The organism is Nocardia flavorosea, assembly GCF_015477805.1.
Classification (GTDB): domain Bacteria; phylum Actinomycetota; class Actinomycetes; order Mycobacteriales; family Mycobacteriaceae; genus Nocardia; species Nocardia flavorosea_A.
Map to the genome: position 1 here is coordinate 1202876 of NZ_JADLQL010000002.1, position 25310 is coordinate 1228185.

Below are 25310 nucleotides of genomic sequence, written 5' to 3' on the forward strand. Positions count from 1 at the left end.
CCTCACGCCTCCTCGGTCTTCGCTTCGCGACCCGGTGCGGCCGAACCGCCCTGGGCCGCCGGATGTCCGGCGAGTTCGGCGGGGGTGTAATACTTCTCCAGCTCCCCTAGTTCGAACAGGGCCAGAAGTTCGGATCGCATCGGCGTTTGTTCCCGTACGGTCACCGAGACATCGGGGACGCCGGATTCGGCCGATTCCCCGTCGATCGCGCAGACCAGCAGTTTGTTGCGCCACTGCGGGTCCATCCCGGGATGGTCGTCGCGGGTATGGCCGCCGCGGCTCTCGGTGCGCAGTAGCGCGGCCTGCGCTACACACTGGCTGACCAGCAGCATATTGCGCATATCGAGGGCGAGATGCCAGCCCGGATTGAACTGGCGGTGTCCTTCGATGGTGACGTGCGCGAACCGTTCACGCAGTCCGTCGAGCCGGGTGATCGCCTCGCGGACCTCCTGTTCCTTGCGGATGATGCCGACCAGATCGTTCATGGTCTGCTGCAGATCGGTGTGCAGGGTGTAGGGGTTCTCACCCGAGCCGCCTTCCGGCGGATCGAACGGGGCGAGTGCGATATCCGCCGCCGCCGCGATGTCGGTGTCCGCGACCGCGGGCCGGCCATCCAATTGCCGGACGTACTCGGCCGCACCGAGCCCCGCCCGGCGACCGAAGACCAGCAGATCCGATAGCGAGTTCCCGCCGAGCCGGTTGGAGCCGTGCATCCCTCCGGAGCATTCCCCGGCGGCGAACAGTCCGGGGACGTGCGCGGCACCGGTATCCGGGTCGACCTCGATACCGCCCATGACGTAGTGGCAGGTGGGGCCGACCTCCATGGGTTCCTTCGTGATGTCCACGTCCGCCAGTTCCTTGAACTGGTGATGCATGGACGGCAGTCGGCGGGTGATTTCCTCGGGGGTCAGCCGGGAGGCGATATCGAGGTAGACGCCGCCGTGCGGGGTGCCCCGGCCGGCCTTCACCTCTTCGTTGATCGCCCGCGCCACTTCGTCACGGGGAAGCAGGTCGGGGGTGCGACGAGCGGAATCGTTGTCGCGCAGCCACTGATCGGCCTCTTCCTCGGTCTCGGCGTACTGGCCTTTGAAAACCGCGGGAATGTAGTCGAACATGAAGCGTTTGCCCTCGGTGTTCTTCAGCACCCCGCCGTCACCGCGCACCCCCTCGGTGACCAGAATGCCCTTCACGCTGGGCGGCCAGACCATCCCGGTGGGATGGAACTGCAGGAACTCCATGTTGATCAGCCGTGCCCCGGCGCGCAGGGCCAGTGCATGTCCGTCACCGGTGTACTCCCAGGAGTTCGAGGTGACCTTGTAGGACTTGCCGATACCGCCCGTTGCCAGGACCACGGCCGGTGTTTCGAACAGGATGAACCGCCCGGATTCGCGCCAGTAGCCGAAAGCGCCGCTGATCCGGTCGCCGTCCTTCAGCAGATCGGTGACGGTGCATTCGGCGAATACTTTGATCCGCGCCTCGTAGTCACCGGTTTCGGCGTAATCCTCCTGTTGCAGCGAAACGATTTTCTGCTGCATGGTGCGGATCAGTTCGAGACCTGTCCGGTCGCCGACGTGGGCCAGCCGCGGATAGGTGTGGCCACCGAAATTGCGCTGACTGATCCGGCCGTCGGGTGTCCGGTCGAACAGGGCGCCGTAGGTTTCCAGCTCCCAGACGCGGTCCGGCGCTTCCAACGCGTGTAGTTCGGCCATCCGCCAGTTGTTCAGGAATTTCCCACCGCGCATGGTGTCGCGGAAATGGGTTTGCCAGCTGTCCTTTTCATTGGCGTTCCCCATGGCTGCGGCGCAGCCGCCCTCGGCCATTACGGTATGTGCTTTGCCGAACAGCGATTTGCATACGACCGCCACCGAGAGGCCGTGTTCGCGGGCCTCGATCACAGCGCGTAGTCCGGCACCTCCGGCACCGATCACGACCACGTCGTAGGTGTGCCGTTCCACTTCGGGCATAGCCGTCCAAACTCCTCAGTCGATGATGCGAAGATCAGAAATCGTGCCGCTCGCCACCAGCATCACGTAGAAGTCGGTGAGCACGAGGGTGCCGAGCGTCGTCCAGGCCAGCGCCATATGCCTGGTGTTGAGCTTGGAGACCTGGGTCCAGAACCAGTAGCGCACGGGGTGGGCGGAGAAATGTTTCAACCGGCCGCCCGCGATATGCCGGCAGGAATGGCAGGACAGGGTGTAGGCCCACAGCAGGATCACGTTCCCGGTGAGGATCAGGCTGCCCAGCCCCATACCGAAACCACCGGATTCGCCGTGGAAGGCGCCTATCGCGTCGTAGGTGTTGATCACCGAGATGAGCACCGCGGCATAGAAGAAATAGCGGTGGGCGTTCTGGATGATCAGTGGCAGCCGGGTCTCACCGGTGTATTTCGCGTGCGGTTCGGCAACCGCGCAGGCCGGGGGTGAGAACCACACCGACCGGTAGTAGGCCTTGCGGTAGTAGTAGCAGGTGAGCCGGAACCCGAGCAGGAACGGCAGCACCAGGAACCCGAGCGGAATGAACATCGGCAGATCGCCGAACGGCGTGCCGAAATGGCTCGCACCCTCGACACAAGAAGTGCTCAGGCAGGGCGAGTAGAACGGCGTCAGATAGTGGTAGTCGGGCACCCAGTAGGCGGTCCGCACGAATGACCTGATGGTCGCGTAGATGACGAATGCGGCGAGCCCGATCACGGTGATCAGGGGTGGTAGCCACCATCGATCCGTGCGTAGGGTGCGGGCGTTGATCCGGGCCCGGGTCCGGCTGAAAACACCGGTTCCCGTTTCGGGAGCGGTCGTGGTTGTTGCGGCACTCACTGGTCGATGCCTCACTGATCGGCGGTGCGGAAGGCCGGAAGACCTCCGCGATCGAATGTGATGCTGAGCACCATACGACAGGGTTGCTATCGGTCGAGCAGGGTCCGCGCAATCTCGAGGGCTCTCGAGCATAGTGATTTGCGACACATTTACTGTCGATCTTGTCCGGTGAATACACCGCAAACACGAGCGACCGGCCGCCTCTCCGGCGACCGGCCGCTCTCGACATCCCGGCCTGCGGCGCGGGACGTGAGGTTCAGTTATCCGGTGGTGAACCCGGTGGCGTTATTGGGTGCGTGGCCGCGAATGGAAGCCGAGTCCCTCGTCCTGGGCACCCATCCACGCCGACTCGTCGGATTTGCTGTCGGGTACGTAGATGGTGTCCTGGGCGCGCCGGGCCACCGGTGGCGGCGGGCTCTTCTCGAACTCGTCGGCATCGATGCAGAGTCGCTCCAGGTCGTTCTCCAGGCGGCGGATCGTGCCCGCGTCCCCGTAGTGGGCGCGCAACACTCCGATGGACTGCCGGAGTTGGTTTACGGCGTACCGGAGTTCCGCGAAGTCGCTACGTGTCATGGATACCTCCTGATTTGCTCACCGGTCGCGGGTGGGTGACGCCGCGTGGGCTGCACTGGCCATCCGGCGTAGCTTGTGACCGACCACACAAGGTGATCTACAACACAGTACGGCAAAAACTCGATTCCGGCTCGTCGGATGGTCAAGATCAGATTTCGGTTGGGAGCCGATGTGTACAACTGTCGAGGGGGAAGTTCGGTGCGGCGGGATGCCGGCGAGCGGTGGGGTGGAGCGGTCGAAACGTTTCTGGTGGAAACTACGGTTCCCGCTAGAGCGGGGAAGAAAGGCCGATGGGGTTCGAGTGATCAGCACAGTATCGCGCTCTCTGTGACGATCGCTAGATATCGTTAGAAATCCCGATCGCCGTCCTGTGGAGTGGTCGCCCAGAGGTAGTCGGTCCGTGGAGCGCACCATCTGCGTCGATGTGGCCGATCGCAGTGGGTGTGAATCGACCGGCGCGTCTCGGAACTGCGCCGACGCGGCGCCCTGGGGGCCACCGGTGCTCGATCGCAATTTCTAGCAATATCTACCATTTGCGGTAGTTGTCGGAATAGAACTGTGACGTGGCACGAACACGTGAGCAACGCGTGACACCGTCGCGTATCCGCAGCACGGTCGGTTGCAGGCTGTAGCCGTTGTAGAGGCTACGGACGGTCGTTGCGGGGGCGGTGGAATCGCCGCTCGACGGCTGTCCCGGAACTGGTGCCGGCCGGCCGGACCCGAGGTGACGAGTCAGGTGGTCACACTGCGCAGATAACGCCCGAAATGAGGCACCGTGAAACCGATCGTTCCCCGCTCGGCGGAGTAGATGAGTCCCTTTTTGATCAGCCCGTCTCGCGCCGGGGACAGAGATGCGGGTTTGCGGCCCAGTTCCGCCGCCACCGCCGCCGTCGCAACCGGGCCGTCGTCGCCGGAGAGATCCGCCATCGCGCGCATGTACTCCCGCTCGGCGGGGGTCGCGCGTTCGTAGCGGGAACCGAAGAACCCGACGGCCAGTTCTTCCTCGGCCGTCGGAGCGGCGACCTCCACGTCCTCCGCGGTGATCGGGCTGCCGGGTGCCTGGTCCCAGGTCGCCTTACCGTAGGCCTGGACGAAGTAGGGGTACCCGTCGGCCTTGCGGTACAGCGCCGCCAGCGCCTCGTCGGAGAACTTCACGTCCTCGCGTTCGGCCGGGGCGATGAGTGCCCGGTCGGCGGACTCCCGGTCCAGCCGGTCGATCCGGTGGTAACTGAACAGCCGTTCGGAGTAGCTCTTCGAGGCCGACAGCACGGCCGGTAGATGCGGCAGGCCGGCGCCCACCACGATCAGCGGCGCGGCGTCCTGGCTCAGCTCGTGGCAGGCGCCGCAGATGGCCGAGATGTCCGCCGGCGCGAGGTCCTGCATCTCGTCGATGAAGACGGCGATACCCACTCCGATATCCGCGGCCAGGCCGGCGGCTTCGGTCAGCAGTTCCACCAGATCGATTTCGATATCGCCGGAGTCGGCCCGGCCGGTGACGGCCGGAACGTCGATACCCGGTTGCCAGCGTTCCCGCATACCTTTGTCCGCGGTGGCGCGCAGCGCGAATGCCTTGAGTATGCCGAGGAAATCGTCGACACGTTCACTGTTGCTGTGGGTTTTGGCGATGGCCCGCGCTGCCATGTGCAACGCCGAGGACAGCGGCCGCCGCAGTTCCTGATCCGGTCGCGCCTCGATCTTCCCGGTGCCCCAGCCGCGGGCGCCGGCGGCCGAACGCAGCTGGTTGAGCAGGACGGTCTTGCCGACGCCGCGCAGCCCGGTGAGCATCACGCTGCGTTCGGGCCGGCCCCGCGCAATACGTTCGCAGACTATGTCGAAGGCGTCGAGTTGCTTTCCGCGCCCGGCGAGTTCGGGTGGACGCTGGCCGGCGCCGGGTGCATACGGGTTCCGCACGGGGTCCATAACTCTCCTACCGTAGCGGGCGCATTCCTATATATGGGCGAATCTATGCCGTGTCCTAGACGTGGCTATCGGAGGATAGTCGCGACATCGATTCACAACAGTGGGAAGGTCCGCAGCGGATCGACACGCCCGCCGATACCTTGCCGTGACCTATCGACGGGCCGAGAATCCCTTCGCGCACAGGGCTTTACACCTGTACTCCCAGCTCGCGCGAAAACCGCACCCGTTCGGCTGGACAACACTGGGCAGGCATCGTAACCTCTTTGTGACTTAGTGGAGTCGAGTCGTTTCGTCAGTGAGGCGGCGCCACGGGTCGCCGCCATCGTAGGCCGCCGCGATATGCGTAGGACGCGCGTCCGATGATGGTGGGAGAGCACGAAGATCGGAGACGGAGCTCGGTGGGTAAGCACAGCTTGCAGCGAGAATCCAAGCTGCCAAATTCTGTCAAGGGCGCGCTCGTCATGGGCACTCTCGCCGCGACCACGGGCACGATGCCCGCCATCGCCTCGGCCGCGACCACCACGATCGACGTTCCCGGCGTCGGCAAATTCGATGTCGAGGTCCCGGATCAGTTCGCAGCCCAGGCAGACCAGCTCAACCAGCAGCTGAACCAGGCGCTCTCGGGTGCTCAGCAGGCGATGCCGGCAGCACCCGCGCTGCCGAATTTCGCCCCGCCCGCACCGATGCAGCAGCAGACGGTCGGTGATGTCGCCCTCGACGCCGCCAAGACGAAGGTCGGCGCCATGTACTCGTGGGGCGCCGCGGGCCCCTACAACTTCGACTGCTCCGGCCTGGTGCAGTGGGCGTTCAAGCAGGCCGGCGTCGAACTGCCGCGCACCAGCTTCGAACAGTCGCATGTGGGCGCGCCGGTGGCATTCCAGAATCTGAAGCCCGGCGATATCGTCATCACCAACGGTGGCGGACACGTCGGCCTGTACGCCGGCGACGGCAAGCTCCTGAACGCGGTGCAATCCGGTGAGCCGGTGTCCTACACCAACCTTTCGCCCGACGAAGTGGTTACCGCGCGTCGTATCGTCTAAGGGGTGAGTCCAGCTCCCTCTGCTCCGGACAACGGTCCGGCCCAGGCCCGGGTCGACTCCTGGATATGGGCCGTGCGGTTGTTCAAGACACGATCGGCTGCCGCGGCCGCATGTCGCGGCGGTCATGTCCGTGTCAACGGTGCGACCGCCAAACCGGCTCAGCCGGTGCGGCCGGGTGATGAGGTCCGTATCCGTAGTTCGGGTATCGAGCGGATCGTCATCGTGGAACGGGTGATCACCAAAAGGGTCGGTGCTCCGATCGCCGCCCAATGCCTGATCGACCGCAGTCCACCTCCGCCGCCGCGGGAAGTCCTCGCCTCCCTCCCGCAACGTGACCGCGGGTCCGGCCGCCCCACCAAACGGGATCGCCGCGAAACCGACCGCCTTCTGGGCCGAACCGACCGCTGATCCGCTGGATATTCGAATATCTGCGGACCGGCGAACACTCTTGCGCAACCGCTGCGGCGCTTGTTCCCTGACCCATGTGCTCGGGCCGGGACCTGCCGAGCGAGCGCAGGCTGAGTTCGCGCCGTTGGGACGCCGCCGACTGCCCGCCGCCGACTCCGGCGGACCCGAACCGAACGGCCGCGCGTACGCTGCCGACCACATCCGGCCCTCGAATCGAGGGGCGGCAGCGCACCGCAGCCCCGGCATCGCGAACGTGGGGTAGGCCGGCGTCCCGGTCGTTCAAGACGATGAATCAGGTCCCGGCATATCGACTGTGGTGAGTGGGTTCAGCAGGGCCTCCCGGAGATCCGCGTTACCGGCGAACGGTGTCGAGAACACGGCGAAGAAGGCCACCGGGTCTGCGGCGGTGAGTTCGATGAGATTGGCCGCGGCCGGCGAGATACGCGCGAACCGCCGCGCGAGCCGCCCGGCGTCCAGCGCCGACTCCGGCGATTCGGGGCAGACCTGCCCGGCGGAACCGGTTGCGGTATTCGCGGAGAGTGCGGCGACCACGGTGTCCTCGAAAACTTGGGCCGCGTGGACCACGCCACGAATAGTGCAACCCGATTCGCGGATATCGCGCAGCGCATTGTCGAGATCATGGCGGTCCGCGGTATCGCAGCGCACCACCACGACCCGGTCCTCGAACCCGTCGAGCAGCGGGGGCACCGGACGCGGTGAACGGGTGGGCACCAGAACATCGCGGGCACCGGACACCAGTAGGCGGCGGACCACGACCGAGCCGAGCGCGCCGAGTCCGCCACTGACCACATAGGTGCCGGCGGTGTCGATCCGCATCGGCGGATCCAGTGCGACCTGGGCTGTCAGGAAGCGGATAGCCCTGTTGGCGTCGACTATTCGAGTCCATGCGATGATATCTGTGGGTGGGAGGTTATCGGTGAGCCGTATCGAAGCCAGCGTTCCGGCGCCCGTGACCTCCGCCCGCATATCTCCGCCGGCCGGGCCGATTCCCGTGTTTTCCGGATACTGCTGATCCCTGCTCCTCGTCCGGCTGCGCTCCCGTGTATTCGCTGCCCCGATTGCCGGCGGAGTGTCTGTGGCGGAATCGCTTCCGTGCTGTCCGCCGATCGGCGACCGGCCGTTGGCGGTGGCCGAGAGTTCGCCGCGACCGGCAACGCCGGCATCTCCCCGGGATTTACCGGCCCGGTGTGATGCGGTGGCCCGGGTCGCCTGCACTTGGGCCAGGCAGGTGAGGAAGGTGGTTCCCTCGTCGTCGCGGCGGGCGGTGGGGTAGGTCGTATGGGTGAATCGCGGGAGGTCGCGCACCACATCGCAGAGCAGCGGGTGCGGGGCGACCTCCAGCACGATGGTCGTTTCCGGGGCCGCAGCCAGCTCGAGTGCGGTCTCGAGCTGTACCGGTTCGGTGAAGTTCTCGATCCAATATGGGCCGGTAGCGATCGGTGCGTCGATAACCGCACCGCGGCGGGCGGTGGAGTACATCGGGATATCCGGGGTCGCGGGGTGCAGCGGGCCGAGGGTGGTGACGGCTTCGGCCGCCACCACGGTGGCCGAGCGGCCGAATGCTGCAGCGAACACATCGCAACGTCGCGCCGCGATATCGCGGCGTCCGGCCCGGCGTACCACGGCGTCGATATAGCGCGCCGGCCCGGAGACCAGTACCGAGCGCGGTCCGTGCACGGCGGCGAGCCTGACCTGCTCGCGTACCGGATCCAGCAGGCGCCGGACCTCCGGCACCGAGGCTCGCAGTTCGGCCACGACATCGGTATGCGCGATCCGGCTCGTGGCATGCCCACGGGCGAGCGCGACGCGGGCGGCATCGGTCAGGGAGAGGGCTCCGGCGGTCACCGCGGCCGCTACTTCGCCGATACCGTGCCCGATCACCGCGTCGGGACGCACACCCCACGAGATCAGCAGTGCCGCCGTGGCCACCTGGTAGGTGAACAGGGCGGCCTGGGTGAACACCGGATCGCGTTGCCGCCGGTCCGGCCACTGCGCGGTGCCCGGGTGGCGGAAACCGTGGCGCGGCGTCCATACCCGCGGACCACCCGCCGCCACCACGGCATCGCTGGTGTCCAGCACCGCCGCGGCGAAGGCGGGGTACCGGCCCGCCAGGGTGCGCCCCATCCGCGCATGTTCGCCACCTTCCGGCGAGAACAGGAAAACCACGCCGCCCGCGGAAACGGTCATCGGCACGGTGACGGGTACGACGGGATGCGGCTACGGCCGTGGCGAGCGGTGCGCAAACGCCACCGGCTACTCGGCGAGCCGTGAATCCAGCACAGCAGCTGCGTGTCCCGCCTCACGCCACGATTATGCCGGAAGAATCCGAGATGCCGGACCAGGCCGGTTGCGGCGAAACCCGCTGTTGTCCGGAGAGATTCGGCGCAACCATCCGGCAAACACAGGCGCCGGTCCCGGTCCGAGTCGGGTGGGCCGTCGCGCGCTCGCGGACCCCGTCGGCAGCTGCCGGATCGTCGCGCGTCGATTCCTCTGCTCCGGCTGTGCGACGCCACAGGAGTTACGGCCTGCCGCCGGCCGCGGACATGGCGAATTCGTTCCCGGCTGCCCCGCGCGAAAGCGGGTGGTTCCGAGGTGTCGATATGTGTGACGACGTGTGAGCGGCCGCCGGACGGTCCGGGACCGACGGTGTGGAACTCGCCTTCGCTGGCCGAGAATTCCGCCCGGCCGACGCGCTGGATCCGGCGGCGGTCCGCCCCCCACGTCGCCGAGCGGCCGGTACCGTTGTGGCGTGGCTGCATCCGTCGATGGGCGAACTCCGACCATCCCCACGCTGTTGCGTTGTTGCGCCGCCCTGGCTGCCACGCCGGGGCGGCTGCTGCGGCCCCGTGAGCCCGACGCTCTACTGTTGTCCCGGCTGGAATCGGTGCCCCCGGCGCCGGCCCGGGCGAGTGTGGAGTTGACCGTGCTGTTGCAGGGCCGGATGAAGGCGCCGACCACCATCGTGGCCGAGGGGGTACGCAGCCTCGGGCATCTTCCGATGGCGATGGGGGCGTATCTGGTCGAACATCCGAAGGCGCGATTCCTCATCGATCCCGCACTCTGCGCCCATGTTCATCGGCGGGTGCTTCCGGACCTGCCGTTTCCGGTGCCCTTGCTGGTCGCGCCGGACAAACCGGTGCTCGGACTGGCCGATGCGCTCGCCGCCCGCGATATCGACCCCGCCGGCATCGATTTCGTATTGCCGACCCACCTGCACTGGGACCATATCTCCGGCCTGCTCGAACTGCCCGAATCGGTGACGGTACGACTGCCCGCGACCGAGTTGAGCTGGGCGCTGGACGGCCCACACGCGCCGGCCGGCGTGGTGCGGGCGCCGCTGCGGGGCCGGCCGCTGGATCCGCTCGAGCTGGACGGGCCGCCGGTGCTCACCTTCGAGCGCAGTCTGGATCTGTTCGGCGACGGATCGGTGCTGCTGGTGGACCTGGCCGGGCACACTCCGGGCAGTATCGGCGTGCTACTGGCCACCGCCGACGGTAGCCGGGTACTCCTGGCCGGGGATGCGGTATGGAATCGGCTGCAGATCGGCCTCATCCGGGAGAAAGCGCCGATGCCGGGGCAATTGTTCGACGCCGATCGGGACAAGGCATTCGAGACCATTCACCGCTTACACGCGCTACCGGCCGATATCGAGGTGGTAGCAGCGCACGATTACGAGGCCGTCGCCGCGCTGGCGGGGCGCTGATCGCTACGCACCACGGTGCGCACGGACACCGCCGCGGCAGTGGGAACGTGTCGCCGGCCGGTACTCGGGGACATTCGCGGGCGCGCGGCCGTACGAGGTCCCAGGTGTGGTGGCGCGGTGGCAAAGTGCGGGAAGCCGACTACTACGAGAGGCTTCCCGCACTCGGCGCCGGATCGATCGCCATAACTTCCGGCGCGGCTCAGGGGATCACGCTCAGGCCGAAACGAACCGGGCCAGCCGGGCATTGATCAGCTCTTCGGCTTCCGAGACCATGCGGCCGATCAGTTCGGCGCAGGTCGGGATGTCCTCGATCAGGCCCTGGCACAGACCGACCGACCAGATCCCGGCATCCAGATCGCCTTCCTCGAACACGCGCCGGCCGCGAGCGCCGGAGACGAGTTCGCGGACATCTTCGAACTTGCCGCCGGCCCTCTCGATCTCGACGACCCTGCGGCTGATCTCGTTATCGGCGACACGTGCCGTGTTGTGCATGGTGCGGAAGATCAGCTGGGTATCGCGCTCGGAGTTGGCGACGATCTGCTCCTTGACCTGCTGGTCGATGGAGGATTCCTGGGTGCACAGGAACCGGGTGCCCATATTCACGCCGTCGGCGCCCAGCGCCAGCGCCGCGACCAGGCCGCGAGCGTCGGCGATACCGCCGGAGGCGATGATCGGGATGGTCAGCGCGCGGGCGGCGGCCGGAATCAGCACCAGGCCGGGTACATCGTCCTCACCCGGATGCCCCGCGCATTCGAAACCGTCGATGCTGACGGCGTCCACGCCGATCTTCTGGGCCTTGAGCGCGTGCCGGACGCTGGTGCACTTGTGCACCACCTTGATCCCGGCTTCGCGGTAGGCCGGCAGGAACGGTTCCGGGTTGCTGCCCGCGGTTTCCACGATCTTGATACCGCTGTCGACGATCGCGCGTACATACTCCTCGTACGGCGGCGGGTTGATCGACGGCAGGATGGTCAGGTTCACCCCGAACGGCTTATCGGTGAGTTCGCGCGTCCGCTCGATCTCGCGCCGGAGATCGTCGGGAGTCGGCTGGGTGAGCGCGGTGATGAAACCGAGCCCGCCGGCATTGGCCACGGCGGCGACGAGTTCGGCCCGGCCGACCCACATCATCCCGCCCTGCACGATCGGATGTTCGATACCGAAAGTCTCGGTGAACCTGGTCCGCAGCATCGCCTGCTCTCCTCACTTTCCGCGGATAATCCGCGCATGCTGCATGGTGCCATGCGGATCATGACCCGATCAACCCCGGAAGTGAGTCGTGATTCGCATATGTGACCGGATTTGACGGTAGCTGGCAGGGGTGCCGATGCGCCGGTATCGTCGCAAATACACGCGTCAACGCGCGTGAACCTGTTCCACGGTCCGGTTCCTCGGAATTAACGGCTATTCGGCTCCGAATTCCTTGCCGGTGCCGATGTGAATTGTTATTCTGCCGTCACGTTCACACCGCGTGTGGCGCCGGACACTCCGGTGGGTCACGCGGTACCGAGAGGAGTACGTGGGATGACCACCGGTGCGCAGGCCCTCGACGAGCCGATCCGTTCGCGTCGCAACCACTGGAACAACCAGATCGCCGCGCATGCGGTGATGCGGCCCGACGAGGTCGCGATCCGTTTTCGCGGTGCCGACACCACCTGGCGACAGCTGCACGAACGGTCGCAGAAATTCGCCGACGCGCTCGCCCGCCGCGGCGTCGGCTTCGGCGACCGGGTACTCCTCCTGGCCCTCAACTACCCCGAATACCTGGAAGCCGTGTTCGGGATCAACGCGCTCGGCGCGATCGCGGTGCCGGTGAACTTCCGGCTCACCCCGCCCGAGGTCGCCTATATCGTCGGCGACAGCGGTGCCAAGGCCGTGGTCACCGATACGGTGCTGCAGCCGCTGGCGACCGCGGTGCAGGCACAGGCCACCGGGCTCGACCACTGCTTCGTGATCGGCGGAAGCAGCGGTGAGGGTGTTATCGGCTACGACGACGCCATCGCCGAAGAGGGCGCCGCGCACACTCCGCTCGATATTCCCGAAGACACCCCGTGCCTCATCATGTACACCTCCGGGACCACCGGTAGCCCCAAGGGCGCGGTCCTGTCCTACGGCAATATGAACGCGCAGGCGCTCACCTGTATCCGGGCGCTGGCGATCGAGCCGGAGTCGGTGGGTTTCTGCACGTCCCCGCTGTTCCATATCGCCGGCCTCGGCAGCCTCGCGCCGGCGTTCATGCTGGGTTCCAAAACGGTGCTGCATCCGCTGGGCGCCTTCAGCGCCACCGAATTCCTCGACGCCGTCGAGGCCGAGCAGGCCACCACGGCGTTCTGCGTACCGGCCCAATGGCAGCTGATCTGCGACGACCCGACGGTGAAACAGCGCAAACTGGCGTTGAAGGCGCTGAGCTGGGGTGCCGCTCCCGCGTCCGACACCGTGCTGAAGGCCATGGCCGATGCGTTCCCCGACGCGTTCAACGTGGCGGTGTTCGGACAGACCGAGATGTCGCCGATCACCTGCGTCCTCGAAGGTAAGGACGCCATCCGCAAGCTCGGTTCGGTCGGCAAGGTCATCCCCACCATCCAGGCCCGGATCGTCGACGACGAGATGAACGATGTGGCGCCCGGCGAGGTCGGCGAGATCGTCTACCGCGGCCCCACCATGATGTCGGGCTACTGGAACAAGCCCGAGGCCACCGCGGACGCCTTCGCCGGCGGCTGGTTCCACTCCGGCGACCTGGTGCGCCAGGACGAAGAAGGCTTCGTCTACGTCGTGGACCGCAAGAAGGACATGATCATCTCCGGCGGGGAGAACATCTACTGCGCGGAGGTCGAGAACGTCCTGTTCGCCCACCCGAAGATCCGGGAGGCCGCGGTAATCGGCCGGGCGCACGAGAAATGGGGTGAGGTCCCGGTGGCCGTGGTCGCACTCGAAGATACCGACGGCACCCTCACTCTCGAGGAACTGGAACCGTTCCTCAACGAGAACCTGGCCCGCTACAAGCATCCGAAGGAACTGGTGGTCGTCGCGGAGCTGCCGCGCAACGCCAGCGGCAAGGTCGTGAAGGTGGAGCTGCGCAAGGACAACGCGTAGTCGGCACCGCACTCGAGCACACACCGGATCGGCCGGTTCCGAACCGGCCGATCCGGCATCGCTTACGGGCGCCCGGAGATATTTTTCCGACCCGCTGTACGGCGCGATCGTCCATAGTCGAGGATCTACGGCATGCCGGATCAAAACGCTGCTGTCCTCGCCCTGCACTGGCAGGTGAATGTCATTCGGCCGGAAGGTTTCTTCGGCCCGATGCTCGCCGAACCGGTGGCCGCCAGCGGAGTCGTGCAACGCGCCGCCGACTTCCACAAACAGGCCGCGGAACTGGGGTTACCGATCGTCTTCACCCGGTTCACCGTCCCCGAGGGCGAGGGCCGGCTGGTACGCAATACCGGGTTCATGGAATCGGTCGGCGCGGCACAGCACGATTTCCGGCCGGATGCCCCCGGCAGCCGCCTGATCGAGGAGATGGCCGATCAGGCCGACCATATCGTCGACAACCAGAAGCTTTCCGGTCTGGCCGGTAACGATCTACCCCGCTGGCTGGTGGAAAACGATATCGACACCCTGTTCCTCACCGGTGTCGCGACCAACCTCACGGTCGAGCAGACCGCGCGCCACGGCACCGACCTCGGTTTCACCGTCTACACGGTCGCAGATTGTGTAGCCGCAGCCGACCACCAGGTACACACCGCCTCGCTGGCCAATATCGCACTGGTCAGCGCGGGCCTGCGCACCACAGCAGACGCCTTCGGAAACAACTGACCCCCTGTCCCGCCCCAGTAACTCCCTGCGCCCCACCCGATGGCGCCCCTCCCAATCCAAGGGGGCCCGAACCCGCGCCGCCGGAGGCGGCGCAATATACACAGCTCAGATCATGTTCTTGTCGGTCATCCAGCGCATTACCTGCCAGCCGCAGAACACCGGGATCCAGCAGGTGAGTACCCGGTAGAGCAGAACCGACGGCACCGCGACCTCGGCGGGTAGGCCGAACGCGGCCAAGCCGCCGATCAGCGCCGCCTCGACCGCGCCGACACCACCGGGTGTGGGCGCGGCCGAGGCCAGGGTGCCGCCGATCATCGTCACGATGGTGACGGTGACGAATGTCGTGCCACCACCGAACGCCTGCACACTCGCCCACAGCGCCAACGCTTGGCCCAGCGTCAGCGCCGCGCAGCCGAGCACGATGACCGCGCAGCGTTTCGGGTCGCGGGCCAGCCGGGCCAGCTCCCCGATGACCTCCTGCAACTGGGGTAACACCGAGGTGTTCAACCAGCGGCGTAGTTTCGGCACGAACATGAACGTGCCGATGATGCCGACCCCCACGCCGCCGATCAGGTAGAGCACGGTGGGTGAGGGCACGAAATGCGAGAGGTTCGCCGAGGTTCCGGCTGCCACACTGAACAGCACCAGCAGCCCGATATGGGTCGACACCTGAACGGCCTGCTGTAATGCCACCGCCGCGGTGGCGCGGACCGCGCCGACGCCGCCCTTCTGAAGGAATCGCACACTCAACGCCAAACCGCCGACCCGCGCCGGTGTGGTGGTGGCTGCGAAGGTGTTCGCGATCTGCATGAGTACCAGCGGCCAATACTTCACCACGCCGGAGGCGCAGGCCCACAGCGCGGCCGCGGTGCCGAGGTAGGTCAGCGAGGACAGTGCCAAACCGCCCAGCGCCCACCACCAGTTGGCCTCCCGGAGCTGCGTGAAGAAGGTCGGTACTGCGCTGATGAACGGGTAGGCGACGTAGACCAGGCCGATCAGCAGTACCAGCTGGAGCAGGCTCTTGCGGTTGAACCGGGTGATCTGTTCGGCCTCGATCCGGTCCTGGCCCGTTTGGGTCCGCACTTCGTCGCGGGCCGCCGTAACCGCCGATTTCCATTCGGGGATCGAGACGCGGATGCCGCGCGGCATGGCGAATTTGGTGAGCCGACGCGAAGCGGTGAGCACGGTCTCCTCGCCGAGGACCTCGATCGCCGACCGGACCGCTTCCGCCGGGCCGAACACCGCGGTCATCGAGACCAGCAGCTGGGCGATATCGGATTGCAGCTGCGCATCCGAGGCGCACAATTCGGCCGCCGTGAAACCGCCGAATACCGCGCCCCGCTCGCTCACCCGGATCTCGGCGGGCCGTAGTTCGCCGTGCGCGATTCCGCGTTCCCGCAGAACCGTGAGCGCCTGCCAGACCGCACGCAACGCGGCGGTATCGGAGGGGTCCTGTTCGATCGAGCGCCCGGCGGGCAGGGTGTGGGCGTAGAGCATCCAGCCACGGGGCAACCCCGCCACCGCCACCGGCCGGTGCGCGGCCACCCCCAGTTCGTCCAGCGCGATCGCCATCAGCGCCCGGTGCTCCACGGCGCGGTGCATGGAGCCGTGCAGGGGTGCGGTCTCGGTAGAACGGAAGGTGAGCCGGCGCCACAGTTGGCGCACCGCGCTGAGTGTGCGCTGATTCTTTCCGTACAGCTCGACCACCAGCGCCCGCTCGCGCTCCTCGATCGTCGCCGACAGCATCAGCGCGCCGGGACCGGCCGGACGGACAACAGTGAGCCGGTTGACGGTGTAGCCACGGCGGGCCAGTTGGCGGACAGCCGCGTCCAGCGGAACCTCCAGCGCCGGCGTTCCCACCAGGAGCACGATCACCGCACCCACCAGCCAGCCGACGGCCAGACCGAACATGGCCCGTGCCGGGACGACGGTGCTGACCACCAGATGCATCGGCGCGAAAGCCAGGATCAGTGCCCACAGCCAGCGCCGCGGCCGTACCGGCAGCCACGGGCTGGAAACCGTGAGCACCGCGGCGAGCATGGCTATCCAGCGGGGATCGTCCAGGAATTGCTGGAGGAAGGTTTTGTCGGCCAGATTCTCCGGCACCTGCAGATGCCACTGCGGAGCCGACAGACCGTTCGGCGTGATGGACAACAGCAGGCCCGCCACCAGGCCCGCGGTGGCGTATCCGGTGAGCAGTTTCCACTGCCCGCCCCACACCAGTTCCACCAGGATCGCGAAGGGCAGGATCAGGATGGCGATCCCGTACAGCAGGTAGACGAGGTTCGATTGGTCCGGATTGAGGAATCCGACGATATTGGACACCGAACGTTCGAGCGCCAGCCATTCCGGCCGGGTGATCAGCGACCCGGCGACGACCACGGCCACGCCGGCGATCGCGAAGACGACACGCAGAATATCGCTGGTCCGCCTGGTGAGCGGTTGTAGCAGGCTGCCCGTTACCGGGATCTCCCGCCCATCGACTCGCATGTCGTATCGGTACTTTCGGATCGAGGTGAAGCCGGTCGGCCGCCCGTACACACCAGATCGTGAGTATGCAGGGGGCCGAGCCGGACGATACACACCAACACGCTGCCAGAATCTGCGGGTGAACAATGACCTACGCATCTGTTTCGTCGGAGATTCCCTCGTCGCCGGGGTAGGGGATACCGAGGCGCTGGGCTGGAGCGGGAGACTGACGGTCGACGCGTACACCGCCGGCTTGGCGCCGACCGCCTACAACCTGGGTGTCCGGCGGCAGACCTCGACCGATATCGCCTGCCGCTGGCAGGCGGAATGCCGGCAGCGCCTGCCCCGCGAGGTTGCGGGCCGGGTGGTGTTCTCGTTCGGGGTCAACGACACGATGCTGATCGAGGGCCGCACCAGAGTGGACGCCGGCACGTCGGTGGCGAATCTGCGCGAGATGCTCGCGGGCGCGCACGCGGAATCCTGGCCTGTCCTCGTGGTGGGCCCACCGCCGGTGGACGATGTGCAGCACAACCGCCGCACCGCCGGACTCGACGAACGATTCGGCCGGGTCTGTGCCGAACACGACGTTCCCTATGTCAGCAGTTGTCACCGACTGGCGGCCGATCCGGTGTGGACGGCGCAGGTGCGGGCAGGGGACGGAGCACATCCCGGAGCGGCCGGATATGCCGTGTTCGCGGAACTGGTGCTGCCGGTATGGCGGGAATGGCTTGGGTACTGACCCCGGCGGCCGATGCCCAGGGCAGCGTTTCCGGGAGGCCGGTTCCGCGTCGGCGAACGTCCCAGACGGCGCGGTTTGGTCACCGCCACCATGTCCCCGTGACTCAACCCGCGGGGACACCCGAGACGGAACCGCCCCGCACCCCGGCGAAGACCGCACCGAGTTCGGGTACCGCCCGCACCAGCTCGGCACCGTAATCACATTCGCATTCCAGCTGGCTCAATGTCCCGACCATGGTGAGCGAGGCACGGGCGAACGGTGTGCAGTCGGGCGGCAGGGTCAGTTCCCGCATCACATTGGTCAGCCGCAGACTCGTGGTGCGCAGCACCTGCTTACGCAACCAGGGCGTGGTCAGCCGGAAGCGTTCGTGCCGGACCGGCTCACCACATGCCGAAAGCGCCGATTCCAGCGCGACCGCGTCGAACTCCCGGCCCGGTAGCGCGAAGCCGTGGGTACGCACCGCCGTTTCCAGCGCTGCCGGCCCGCCGTTGAAAATCGCATCGCACATCTGCACGGCCAAATCGATGAACCCGGGATGCGGCCAGGGCGCACAGGCGCCGAAATCCGCCACGCCCAGCCGGCCGTCGGGCAGCAGCCACAGATTGCCCGGATGCGGATCGCAGTACAACAACCCGTGCCGATCCCAACCGGTGAGGACGAACCGCATCATCAACTCACCGACCCGGTCACGCTGCTCCCGGGTGCCCGAACCGATGATCCGTGTCGCCGGCGTGCCCCGCACCCACTCCGAAATGAGGACATCGCCACGCTGTTCCAGCACTTCCGGAACATAGAACTCGGCACTGTCGCGGTAACTGGCCGCGAACGTGCGCTGATTCTCGGCCTCGCCCGCGTAGTCCAGTTCCGCCCGCACGCTCTCGCACAATGCCTCGGTCACCGATTTCACATCCGCGCCCGGCAACAGCACCGAGGCCAGGATCGAAATCCGCCGCAACTGCAGCAGATCCGATTCCACCGCGGTCCGTGCGCCCGGGTACATCACCTTCACCGCGACCTCGCGCCCGTCGTGCCACACCCCCCGGTGCACCTGGCCGATCGAGGCCGCCGCGGCCCGGCGATCGTCGAATTCGCGGAACAGCTCGCGCCATTGTGGGCCGAACGTAGCGGCCATCACCCCGTGCACGGTCGCCGGCAGCATCACCGGCGCCGAATCCTGCAGCCGGGCCAGCGCCGCCTGGTACGGCGCCGCGATATCGCGCGGCAGCGCGAGCTGATAGATCGCGAGCAACTGCCCGAGCTTGGCGGCGCAGCCCTTCAATTCGCCCAGCACCGCGAACATATGCTCGGCGGTGCGGCTCTGGATATCCCGGTTCACCTCCTGCGCGGGCCGCCCGAGCGCCCGGCGGCCCGCCCCCGCCGCCTGCCGGCCCGCATAGGCGACCGGCAGTGCCATGAGCTTGGCGCTGCGCAGCGCCGGGCGTACCGGTGGCGCGCCCGAATCGCGTCGACTGCTCATATCCCCAATCCCGAACCGAATCGCTTGTTCTCCTGTGCAGTCTGGCATATTTGTGCATAGACTGTCTGGGACGTAACAACTGCCGAGAGAGGTGTATCCATGGGGTCCCGCACGGTGGTCGCCGACGTCGCCGACGAACTGGCCCGGCGGGTCGCCGCAGGGGAATACCAGCCGGGTGAGCTGATGCCCTCGGTCCGCCAGGTCGCCGACGAGTTCGAAATGAACCGGGCCACCGCGCAGCTCACGCTCGGCCGGCTGGAATCCTACGGTTTCGTGGAAGCCCGGCGCGGTAAGGGCTTCACCATCCGCGAGGTGCGTTCGGCCGGCGGGCTGGACGTCTACCGGCACCTCTTCCGTTTCTCCATCCCGATGCCCGATGTCGCGATCGAGATGTTCCGGGATATCGTCGAGGTCGAGCGCGGGATCGTCATGGAAGCGCTGCTCGCCTACACCGGCGCCGCGCCGGGTGGCCCTGTCGCCGCCGGTTTCGATCTGGCCGAGCTCAAGGCCGAAGTCGATGCGCTGGAAGCCCTGGCCCGCACCGACGTACCCGATCACCGCCGCATCCTGGCCATCGAGATCGGTATCGTGCGACGGTTGCTCGTCGCCCTCGAATCGAGCCTGCAGCGCGCAATCCTGAACTCGATCGGCGAGATGGTCCTCGAGGTACCGGAGGCCGTCGAGGCATATTTCGCCGGCGCGGCCGATCTGCACGTCCTGGTCTGGCGCGCGCTGATCGCGGTATGGGAATCGGAATCCGGCCCGTCCCCCGCGCAACTGGCCCTGTTCGAAGACCTGTTCGGGATCTACCACCACAAGGTGATCAACCGCTTCGAGGAACTCCTCGGCACGCAAGGGCAGCCGGAGATCCACGCTGTCACAGCCTGAGCTGCGCTCCAGCGCTCATCCGGCGCAGGTACGGCACGTCTGTGCCGCAATCCGGCACATACGTCCGCTGCATCCCGGATGGAAGTACGCCGTGGGCCGAATCTTTCAGGAAATCGCTGGGACTCGGCATCCGCCGACGAGTTTCCTGCGGCTCTTGCCCGGAGACGCTCACCGGACTCGGTAGCAGTTGCCGCGTACCGGTTCGTGCGGTGGATGGGTTGTCGCTATCGGCGTGGATCAAAGAACGAATCTGCACAATACGACCTTCCGGCCCGCGGTTGCGGGCCGTGGCCGTGCGCGATTCTCGGCGCCGAGTTCAGCGCGGCCCTCGAAGGGTCGCACGACGCCTGGGGGCCTCGACCCCCGGTGCCGAAGGCGCCGAAATTACCCGGCGTCGTTGAGTTTGTTCAGGCGCTCGCAGGCGTTGACGTAATCCTCGATGAGGCGGTTCATCACGTCGGCCGAACGTTCGGTCTTGTTCATCATGCCGACGATCTGGCCCACCGGGTTGAAGTTCACGTCCTTGGCGGCCTCCGGGTAACGGTGGCCGCGTTTCACACCGTCCAGCGCGACCATCATCTGCAGCGGCATGGGCAGCGGATCCGGGTTGTCGGCCGACTCCCAGGCATCGGTCCAGTCGTTGCGCAGCATCCGGGCCGGTTTACCGGTCCAGGAGCGGGAGCGGATGGTGTCGTGGCTGGAGGCGTCGATCAGGGTCTGCATCTGGGCGGGCGGCACATTGGCCTCTTCCACGGTGAGCCAGATGGAACCGGTCCAGGCGCCGGCAGCGCCCATCGCCATGGCGGCCGCGACCTGGCGGCCGTCGCCGATACCGCCCGCCGCCAGCACCGGCAGATCGCCAACGGCGTCGATGACCTGCGGCCACAGCACCAGTGAGGACACTTCACCGCAGTGCCCGCCGCCTTCGGTGCCCTGGCAGACCACGAAGTCCAGGCCCGCGTCCTTGTGGTTCAGCGCATGCTTCACCGAACCGCACAGCGCGCCGATGAGGCGGCCGGACTCCTGGATCTGGGAGACGAACTCCGGGGGTGGTGTGCCCAGGGCATTGGCGACCAGTTTCGCCTTCGGATGCCTCAGGATCACCTCGACCTGCGGCGCCGCGGTGGTGGCCGTCCAGCCGAGCAGCTGCGGGTGCACTTCCTCTTCGGGAAGTTTCGGCACACCGTGATCGGACAGGATCTTCTCGGCGAAATCGCGATGGCCCTGCGGGACGTGCTTGGCAAGTTCGGCCTCGAGCTCCTCGGGGGAAAGCCCGTCGATGCCCTTGCCCTCGTACTTGGACGGGATCACCAGGTCGACACCGTAGGGGTTGTCGCCGACGTGTTCGTCGAGCCAGGCCAGTTCGACCTCGAGCTGTTCGGCCGTGAATCCGACCGCCCCGAGTACGCCGAGACCACCGGCGTTGCTGACCGCGGCCGCCACATCGCGGCAGTGGGTGAAGGCGAATATGGGGAACTCGATCCCCAGCCGGTCGCAGATATCGGTACGCATGGCGCTGCTGGTCTCCCTATGCCTGGAACAAGTTACATAACGGCATGAGCGAGTCAGGCCCGGAGGCGGTAGCGAAGCGTAACCACGCAGGGCCCTCGCTCATGCTCAATGGTTGTTGCCGCGCGGCGGCTGATCCGGCCGCTGTCACCTCGCACACCCGAATGCGCCGCGTGCCAGGGGTACGGGCGGTGCGTGCGCACGGATCCGACAGGTGCCATGCCTAGAATGTAACACGTTCTAGTTTTATTGGAACCGATTCGCCGGTGCGATCGCCGGCCCGGGTTCGCCCCCGGCCACCGGCGCCTCGGCCGGTACCGCCCGCTCGCGGTGTTTGCGCGGCGGAACCTTCAGGAACAAGACGAACAGGAACACCAGCAGCGTGGCCCGGCCCCATACCCCGAAGCGCACCACCGCTTCCATCACCTCGACCGAACGCCCCGTGCCCATCGCGTAGAAATAGCGGAAAACGCCCACCCCGATCGCGATATCGGCGACGAGATAACTCCACACCACTGGCCACGGCACGGCCAGCACGACCAGGAACGGAATCAACCACAGCGTGTACTGCGGGGAATGCACCTTGTGGAACAGCAGGAATCCACACAGCATCGCCGCGCTGACACCGATCCACGGATACACGCCCGTTTCGAGATATCGGCGGCGCCCGATCCACAACGCCGCCACGAACGAGGCGACGATCAACATCGGCGACGCGATCGCCACGGTATCGGCGAATGCCGCCATACCGACCCGATCGGTGCCGAACAACGGCCGCAGCCCCCAGAACCAGATCGAGTTCGTGGTGATATCGGCCTGGCGCTGCTGCTGGAATTCGATCGACGCTCGCCAACCGTCGTATCCGGCGATCGCAAAGGGCAGATTGACCACCAGTACGGTGGCCGCCGCGGCAGCACCGGTCCACAGCGCGCCCCGGATATCGAGGCGGGTTCGGCCGTTTTCCGCGGGCCCCCGGTCGCCGCCGGTCAGGACATACAGCATGAGCGGAAGTACGAATATGGCCGGATAGATCTTGAAACAGAAGCCGAGCCCGAGCAGTATCGCCGCGAATATCGCCCGCGACCGCACCGGCCACCGGTTCGGCGCCATCACCGCCATCGCCGCCACGGTCGTGCACACCACCGGCAGTTCCCAATTGTGGAATGCGTAGAGCACCAGCGGCGGCCCCACCGCCCACAGCAGCGCGGCCCGCCCGGCGATCCGGCCCAGCAGCCACGCCGTCACCAGGGCGAACGGAGCCAGCAGCAATGCCGAATGCAGTAGGAACACGGCATCGTTGTGGGCGCCCAGCGCACCGAGCCACATCAGCAGTCCGCTGAGCACCGGGTATTCCACGGCCCCGCCGATCAGCGAACCGTCGGCAGTGATACCGCCGTGGACATACGGAAAAATATGCTGATCGATATCGCGCCCCAGCCAGAGGAACTGGATATCGGAGTAGCAGACGCGGGAATCCTTCACGTAGTCGAACGCGATACTGCGGCCGTCGGAACGGAAAGGCGCTCCGGCACAACGTGCCTTGTTGAGAAACGCCACCGTCAGTGTCATCGCGCACAGCCCGACCGCCGCAATCGCCGCCGTGTGCCGGGAAACGCGATCGGCCACGAACGTGCGCGCGGCCGCTCCGATCGACATACCGATCACCTTAGTGGTCGCCGGTGCGGGAAAGAGCGGCCGAGAACCGGCCCCGGGACCCGCGGCACGGGCAGTGAACCTGGTCGAGCCCGGCCCTACCGGCCGGGGAATTCCACTTCTTTCCCGGTACCGGGAAATCGCCTTCCACGGCGTCCGGAGTACCGCTGCACAGTCCGCCGGATCGATTTCGTGGTGACCGGTCCCCTCAGGTACTCTTGCCCGGTTGCTGACGCGACGACCTCCTGCCACGGACCGTCCGTGGCCGAATCCAGACCACAGGAGGTGATTGGTTCGTGCGTCATTACGAAGTGATGGTCATCCTCGATCCGAGCATGGACGAGCGCACCGTCGGGCCGTCCCTGGAAAATATGCTCAACGTTGTCCGCACCGAGGGCGGGAAAATCGACAAGGTCGATATCTGGGGCCGTAAGCGTCTCGCCTACGAGATCCGCAAACAGGCCGAAGGCATCTACGCGGTCATCGATCTGACCGCCGAGCCCGCCACGGTGAGCGAACTCGACCGCCAGCTGGGCCTCAACGAGCAGGTGCTGCGCACCAAGGTTCTGCGCAACGAAAAGTAGTTCCGGCGGTACCGCGGTTTCGTCGGAGTCTGTCTCTAGGCTCTAGCGCAAACAGCGAGTGCACTCGGACTGCACACCGAGCAGGAGGAACCCACCATGGCAGCAGGCGATACCGTCATCACGGTCATCGGAAATCTGACGGCCGATCCCGAGCTTCGATTCACGCCCGCGGGCGCGGCAGTGGCGAATTTCACCGTCGCCTCCACGCCCCGCATCTTCGACCGGAACACCAACGAGTGGAAAGACGGCGAGGCACTGTTCCTGCGGTGCAATATCTGGCGCGACGCGGCGGAGAATGTCGCCGAAAGTCTGACCAGAGGCTCCCGGGTGATCGTCAGCGGACGGCTCAAGCAGCGCTCCTACGAAACCCGCGAGGGTGAGAAGCGTACGGTCGTCGAGCTCGAGGTCGACGAGGTCGGCCCCTCGCTGAAATACGCCACGGCCAAGGTCAACAAGACCAGCCGCGGCGGTGGCGGTGGTGGATTCGGTTCCAACAGCGGTGGTGGTGGAAACTACAACGCCGGCAACAGCGGCGGTGGACGGTCCGATCAGGGCGCAGCGGAAGACCCGTGGGGTAGCGCGCCCGCGGCCGGCTCCTTCGGGGGCGGCGGCCGGATGGACGATGAACCGCCGTTCTGAGACGGCCCGCATCGACCCGCGTCGGCGGGTCACCAAGAAAACGGAGTGAACGAAAATGGCCAAGGCACCGGCGCGCGAAAAGGTGCTCAAGAAGAAGGCTTGCACTTTCTGCAAAGAAAGCAAGACCGGTACCGTCAATATCGACTACAAGGATGCGCCGCTGCTGCGCAAGTACGTCAGTGAGCGCGGCAAGATCCGTGCCCGCCGGGTTACCGGCAACTGCGTGCAGCATCAGCGCGATATCGCCATCGCGGTGAAGAACTCGCGTGAGATGGCGCTGCTGCCCTACGTTTCGACGGCTCGCTGAGAAAGGTCGGTCAAGCATATGAAGCTCATCCTGACTGCCGACGTCGACAATCTCGGCGTTCCCGGCGACACTGTCGAGGTCAAGGACGGCTACGGCCGTAACTACCTGCTGCCCCGTGGGCTGGCGATCGTCGCCACCCGTGGTGCCCAGAAGCAGGTCGACGGAATCCGCCGGGCCCAGGAGGCCCGCCGGGTGCGTGACCTCGGCCATGCCGGCGAACTGAAGCAGGCGATCGAGAACCTCGAGTCGGTTTCCCTGTCGGTCAAGACCGCCGGCACCGGCAAACTGTTCGGTTCGGTCACTCAGTCCGATGTCGCCGCGGCGATCAAATCGGCCGGCGGGCCGGTGCTGGACAAGCGCAGCATCGAACTGCCGAAGTCGCATATCAAGGCCACCGGTAAGCATCAGGTCACGGTGCACCTGCACCCTGATGTCGCCGCGAAGTTCGTCTTGGAGGTCGTGGCCGCGGGCTGACCGCGGTTATCGACACGCTCTGACCGGGGACCACGCAGTCGCGTGGTCTCCGGTCGGTGTCTCTTTTCGGGGGAGATAGCCAGCTGTTTGCTGAATCTGTTGGCGGATAGCCGCCGACGGCCGCGTCGTCGCGGTCCCTCTTCGGTGTGTCCGCGTTATCCACAGGGTGTGGATCCTGTGGATCAATGACAAAACCAACCGGACGTATTGTGACCCAGCTCATAACTGTTCGTCTGTCTGTCAACTCAACACGCCCGGATGTTCAACAACCCCGACACGC

Annotated in this window: 21 protein-coding genes; 11 read left to right on the forward strand and 10 right to left on the reverse strand. The window is 66.4% G+C overall.

The window, feature by feature from the left end; genetic code table 11:
- Positions 1-2 precede the first annotated feature (2 nt).
- From IU448_RS14360 to IU448_RS14375, 4 genes are all read right to left on the reverse strand, one after another.
- A complete protein-coding gene (locus IU448_RS14360; RefSeq protein ID WP_195055996.1) occupies positions 3-1964 on the reverse strand; it encodes a fumarate reductase/succinate dehydrogenase flavoprotein subunit in 1962 nt (653 codons plus the stop codon).
- 15 nt (positions 1965-1979) lie between these two features.
- Entirely contained in the window at positions 1980-2813 is an 834-nt protein-coding gene (locus IU448_RS14365; RefSeq protein ID WP_195055997.1) for a hypothetical protein, read from the reverse strand.
- Positions 2814-3098: 285 nt separating this feature from the next.
- Complete coding sequence (locus tag IU448_RS14370; RefSeq protein ID WP_195055998.1) at positions 3099-3386, reverse strand: hypothetical protein; 288 nt, start codon at positions 3384-3386, stop codon at positions 3099-3101.
- 732 nt (positions 3387-4118) lie between these two features.
- Positions 4119-5306, reverse strand: coding sequence for an ATP-binding protein (locus IU448_RS14375; protein ID WP_195055999.1), 1188 nt, complete (start codon positions 5304-5306; stop codon positions 4119-4121).
- 461 nt (positions 5307-5767) lie between these two features.
- Between IU448_RS14375 and IU448_RS14380 the strand changes: the two genes are divergently transcribed.
- The gene (locus tag IU448_RS14380) at positions 5768-6346 is read left to right on the forward strand and encodes a C40 family peptidase (protein ID WP_195056325.1); all 579 of its coding nucleotides are present in this window, start codon (positions 5768-5770) and stop codon (positions 6344-6346) included.
- A 3-nt stretch (positions 6347-6349) separates the two neighbouring features.
- The gene (locus tag IU448_RS14385) at positions 6350-6754 is read left to right on the forward strand and encodes an RNA-binding S4 domain-containing protein (RefSeq protein WP_195056000.1); all 405 of its coding nucleotides are present in this window, start codon (positions 6350-6352) and stop codon (positions 6752-6754) included.
- A gap of 279 nt (positions 6755-7033) precedes the next feature.
- On the opposite strand, the gene IU448_RS14390 is transcribed toward IU448_RS14385, so the two are convergent.
- Positions 7034-8962, reverse strand: coding sequence for an acyltransferase domain-containing protein (locus IU448_RS14390; RefSeq protein WP_195056001.1), 1929 nt, complete (start codon positions 8960-8962; stop codon positions 7034-7036).
- Between the two features lie 562 nt (positions 8963-9524).
- Here IU448_RS14390 and IU448_RS14395 point away from each other — a divergent pair.
- Positions 9525-10478: an MBL fold metallo-hydrolase gene (locus IU448_RS14395; RefSeq protein ID WP_195056002.1), complete on the forward strand. Its 954-nt coding sequence runs from the start codon at positions 9525-9527 to the stop codon at positions 10476-10478.
- 213 nt (positions 10479-10691) lie between these two features.
- Here the strand turns inward: IU448_RS14395 and IU448_RS14400 are convergent, their stop codons facing one another.
- Complete coding sequence (locus tag IU448_RS14400; protein ID WP_195056003.1) at positions 10692-11666, reverse strand: NAD(P)H-dependent flavin oxidoreductase; 975 nt, start codon at positions 11664-11666, stop codon at positions 10692-10694.
- 333 nt (positions 11667-11999) lie between these two features.
- Here IU448_RS14400 and fadD5 point away from each other — a divergent pair, with 333 nt between their 5' ends.
- Both fadD5 and IU448_RS14410 read left to right on the forward strand, forming a co-directional pair.
- Positions 12000-13568 carry a fatty-acid--CoA ligase FadD5 gene (gene fadD5 / locus IU448_RS14405; RefSeq protein ID WP_195056004.1) on the forward strand — a complete coding sequence of 523 codons (1569 nt, stop codon included), beginning with the start codon at positions 12000-12002 and terminating at the stop codon, positions 13566-13568.
- Positions 13569-13700: 132 nt separating this feature from the next.
- The gene (locus IU448_RS14410; RefSeq protein WP_195056005.1) at positions 13701-14291 is read left to right on the forward strand and encodes a cysteine hydrolase; all 591 of its coding nucleotides are present in this window, start codon (positions 13701-13703) and stop codon (positions 14289-14291) included.
- Between the two features lie 105 nt (positions 14292-14396).
- On the opposite strand, the gene IU448_RS14415 is transcribed toward IU448_RS14410, so the two are convergent.
- Complete coding sequence (locus tag IU448_RS14415) at positions 14397-16781, reverse strand: lysylphosphatidylglycerol synthase transmembrane domain-containing protein (protein ID WP_195056006.1); 2385 nt, start codon at positions 16779-16781, stop codon at positions 14397-14399.
- A 118-nt stretch (positions 16782-16899) separates the two neighbouring features.
- Here IU448_RS14415 and IU448_RS14420 point away from each other — a divergent pair, with 118 nt between their 5' ends.
- Positions 16900-17499: a GDSL-type esterase/lipase family protein gene (locus IU448_RS14420; protein ID WP_195056007.1), complete on the forward strand. Its 600-nt coding sequence runs from the start codon at positions 16900-16902 to the stop codon at positions 17497-17499.
- 103 nt (positions 17500-17602) lie between these two features.
- Here the strand turns inward: IU448_RS14420 and IU448_RS14425 are convergent, their stop codons facing one another.
- The gene (locus IU448_RS14425) at positions 17603-18976 is read right to left on the reverse strand and encodes an ABC1 kinase family protein (protein WP_195056008.1); all 1374 of its coding nucleotides are present in this window, start codon (positions 18974-18976) and stop codon (positions 17603-17605) included.
- 99 nt (positions 18977-19075) lie between these two features.
- On the opposite strand from IU448_RS14425, the gene IU448_RS14430 reads away from it, so the two are divergent.
- Positions 19076-19864, forward strand: coding sequence for a GntR family transcriptional regulator (locus IU448_RS14430; RefSeq protein WP_195056009.1), 789 nt, complete (start codon positions 19076-19078; stop codon positions 19862-19864).
- Positions 19865-20248: 384 nt separating this feature from the next.
- Here IU448_RS14430 and IU448_RS14435 read toward each other — a convergent pair whose 3' ends face one another.
- Complete coding sequence (locus IU448_RS14435; protein WP_195056010.1) at positions 20249-21376, reverse strand: nitronate monooxygenase; 1128 nt, start codon at positions 21374-21376, stop codon at positions 20249-20251.
- Positions 21377-21619: 243 nt separating this feature from the next.
- Positions 21620-23029 carry a glycosyltransferase family 87 protein gene (locus IU448_RS14440; RefSeq protein ID WP_195056011.1) on the reverse strand — a complete coding sequence of 470 codons (1410 nt, stop codon included), beginning with the start codon at positions 23027-23029 and terminating at the stop codon, positions 21620-21622.
- Positions 23030-23322: 293 nt separating this feature from the next.
- Between IU448_RS14440 and rpsF the strand changes: the two genes are divergently transcribed.
- The 4 genes from rpsF to rplI all read left to right on the forward strand — a co-directional run bounded on the left by rpsF (position 23323) and on the right by rplI (position 25030).
- Positions 23323-23610: a 30S ribosomal protein S6 gene (gene rpsF / locus IU448_RS14445; RefSeq protein ID WP_195056012.1), complete on the forward strand. Its 288-nt coding sequence runs from the start codon at positions 23323-23325 to the stop codon at positions 23608-23610.
- A gap of 96 nt (positions 23611-23706) precedes the next feature.
- The gene (locus tag IU448_RS14450; protein ID WP_195056013.1) at positions 23707-24249 is read left to right on the forward strand and encodes a single-stranded DNA-binding protein; all 543 of its coding nucleotides are present in this window, start codon (positions 23707-23709) and stop codon (positions 24247-24249) included.
- 55 nt (positions 24250-24304) lie between these two features.
- Entirely contained in the window at positions 24305-24556 is a 252-nt protein-coding gene (gene rpsR / locus IU448_RS14455; protein ID WP_195056014.1) for a 30S ribosomal protein S18, read from the forward strand.
- Between the two features lie 18 nt (positions 24557-24574).
- The gene (gene rplI / locus IU448_RS14460; RefSeq protein WP_195056015.1) at positions 24575-25030 is read left to right on the forward strand and encodes a 50S ribosomal protein L9; all 456 of its coding nucleotides are present in this window, start codon (positions 24575-24577) and stop codon (positions 25028-25030) included.
- The last annotated feature ends 280 nt before the right edge of the window (positions 25031-25310 follow it).